Here is a 2452-nt window from a genome sequence, read left to right on the forward strand (position 1 = left end):
AACATCATTGATCTGAAGTACATCTAAAACTACCTTTTGGTTATGGGAGTGTCCTTGAAGGTTCTAAACATCATTGATCTGAAGTACATCTAAAACGGTAAACATATTTAAGAGTCGATTCGACCAGTTCTAAACATCATTGATCTGAAGTACATCTAAAACGATCAAGATGGTAACTGATGTTTCCGGAACGTTCTAAACATCATTGATCTGAAGTACATCTAAAACGAACCAGCGGTGGTACATGTTGTAATCATTGTTCTAAACATCATTGATCTGAAGTACATCTAAAACGTAGTCAGTGAGTTCTTCCTTAACCGTCTTGTTCTAAACATCATTGATCTGAAGTACATCTAAAACCATTGAAATCTCATAATTAAAAATAGTTTTAGAGTTTCCAATCAACAAAGTCCTGATCTATAAACAATAAATCAGCATTCTTATAGAACTGCCTTTTAGACTTTTCTGTGAATTCTACTAATAAAAGAGAGATATTCAATAATTGAACTTCAGATAGAAGTTCACAGAAATCTTCTTGCCTTAGATAACTAGCTACATTACTAAAACAAGTAATACTCTTTAAATTACATTCCAAATGTATTTTCAAATCATTAACAATTATATCATACGGACTAGTCTTATCTATCAATGATTCCTTTGGATGACAATAGTTTAACAATCTTTTTAAATCACCATCATAATCGATCTCAATCGGTAAATCTGTCATAAACAATGCTTCTTGAATAGTCGAATATAATTTTCGTACCTCGTTATTAATTTTACTCTGACTATCAAAAGGAATATTTTTTACCAAAGACGAAATGATTTTCTTGCTATACTTCTCATATAATTCATATGTTAGAAACTGCTCACTATCCAAGTCTATAAACTTATCTATTTCGAGCTGGTTATATGAATCATCAACTAGCGTTAAAAAATCATTGCACCCCTGCAAACCATTTAGAATTTCGGTAAAAACTGTTGGATTATCAGTTCCAATAACTGTAACTTTGCCTGGATTTATACTAACAGCTTTATGCCCCTTGTAGGATAAAATCATAAGACCACCGTTCTTCCTGAAAAATTTCTAACGTCTATTTTCTCTTTCCCCAAAAGAAAATGCATGTCATTATACTGTTTTTCAGTCAGCATTAAAGATTGTATAATACCTGCTTCTGGAAGAAATTCACTAATCCTATTTTCAATAAATTGTGCTGATTTACGATTGACGCACACTCTAACATAAACTGAATACTGAATCATCGTAAATCCCTCATTGATTAAATCCTTTCGAAATCTTCGATATGCCTTCCGCTGTTTGCTTGTTTCAACAGGTAAATCAAACATGATTAATAAGCGCATTATTTGGTACCTCATGATTTAACTCCATTTTCATGTCTATATTCTTTATTGCTCCATCTAAATACCGTAAACAGTCACCAACGTATTTATCAATTGCATTTCTTAACAACATATGCTGACCACAATAAATTATTTCAATGTTTAATGCATCCACCAGCCCGTATTTTACGTCAGGGGTTAACTCCGTAAAATTCTGGTTAGCTACCCAATAATCAATCATTGGACGAAATGGCTCCATTAAATCAGAACCTAGATTAAATTGATTTTCATTACTACGGTGGTGAATTCCTAAATACGTTAGGTAACCACGCTCCACAATTTCACGGTTAACCATTGACAATAGAATTGAATATCCATAATCCAAGGCAGCATTAACTGCTTTCCCTGTCCGCCTGCTAAATTTACGATCTTCAAACAATAAGGGAAAATATTTCCTTGCGACTACCGCTTCTCGATTACTTATATCATTCATTTCAAGTTGAGCAAGCTCATCCCTTATTCCGGCTATCTTATGACCATAAATGTCCAGCACCTGCATTTGATTACTTATCTTTTCGTATATAATTTTCGTCCATAGCACCTCCTTTCTCTGCTTTTCCCATTTGAATTGCCCTTGCAATAAGTCAAGAGTTCTATTATTAGGATAATTATTTACAAGTTCACAACTGGGCTGCATATTTTTATTCACAAAGACTACCTTAGCATTTCGCCGAGCAAGCTCATTTAGCAATGCTGTGGTAACAACGGCCTGCGTTGTTGAGATCAATAGTAACTGAACATCATCTATCGGTACTTGATTTATTCCATCCTTAGTCTGAACAACCATCAAATGCGATGTATACGATAACTTTGCATGCTGACTAACAATAATTGAACGCCATCCCATCTTGTCATCCTCTTTTCTATTTGTTAAAATATAGTTGTTGGTTAGCTACCAACTTTTAAACATCATTGATCTGAAGTACAGAGTTAAAATCAAACAGTACTTTCTTAAGTACAGAAGTTTCAATTTATGAGTCAGTTATCTGACCACATACAAAAGGGGCTGTGACATAAGTCCCTAAATTAAGAAGATCCATTCGGAAATTGA

3 protein-coding genes and 1 CRISPR repeat array are annotated in these 2452 nt (G+C 33.7%); all 3 genes read right to left on the minus strand.

Going from position 1 to position 2452, the window contains the following annotated elements; translation table 11 throughout:
* Positions 1 to 60: 60 nt before the first annotated feature.
* A CRISPR array of direct repeats spans positions 61 to 361; the repeat unit is 37 nt; unit sequence GTTCTAAACATCATTGATCTGAAGTACATCTAAAACG.
* 27 nt (positions 362 to 388) lie between these two features.
* From csn2 to cas1, 3 genes are read right to left on the minus strand one after another with little or no spacing between them, the layout of a single operon-like run.
* Positions 389 to 1060 (minus strand): type II-A CRISPR-associated protein Csn2, encoded by a 672-nt coding sequence (gene csn2 / locus ACI31J_RS08365; protein ID WP_439773958.1) that lies wholly within the window; start codon positions 1058 to 1060, stop codon positions 389 to 391.
* Positions 1057 to 1362 carry a CRISPR-associated endonuclease Cas2 gene (cas2, locus tag ACI31J_RS08370; protein ID WP_439773959.1) on the minus strand — a complete coding sequence of 102 codons (306 nt, stop codon included), beginning with the start codon at positions 1360 to 1362 and terminating at the stop codon, positions 1057 to 1059. Before cas2 ends, csn2 begins: the two co-directional genes overlap by 4 nt.
* Positions 1340 to 2248, minus strand: coding sequence for a type II CRISPR-associated endonuclease Cas1 (gene cas1 / locus ACI31J_RS08375; protein ID WP_439773960.1), 909 nt, complete (start codon positions 2246 to 2248; stop codon positions 1340 to 1342). The genes cas2 and cas1 overlap by 23 nt, the downstream gene beginning before the upstream one ends.
* Positions 2249 to 2452: the final 204 nt, after the last annotated feature.

Source organism: Limosilactobacillus sp. (assembly GCF_051873075.1).
Lineage (GTDB): Bacteria > Bacillota > Bacilli > Lactobacillales > Lactobacillaceae > Limosilactobacillus.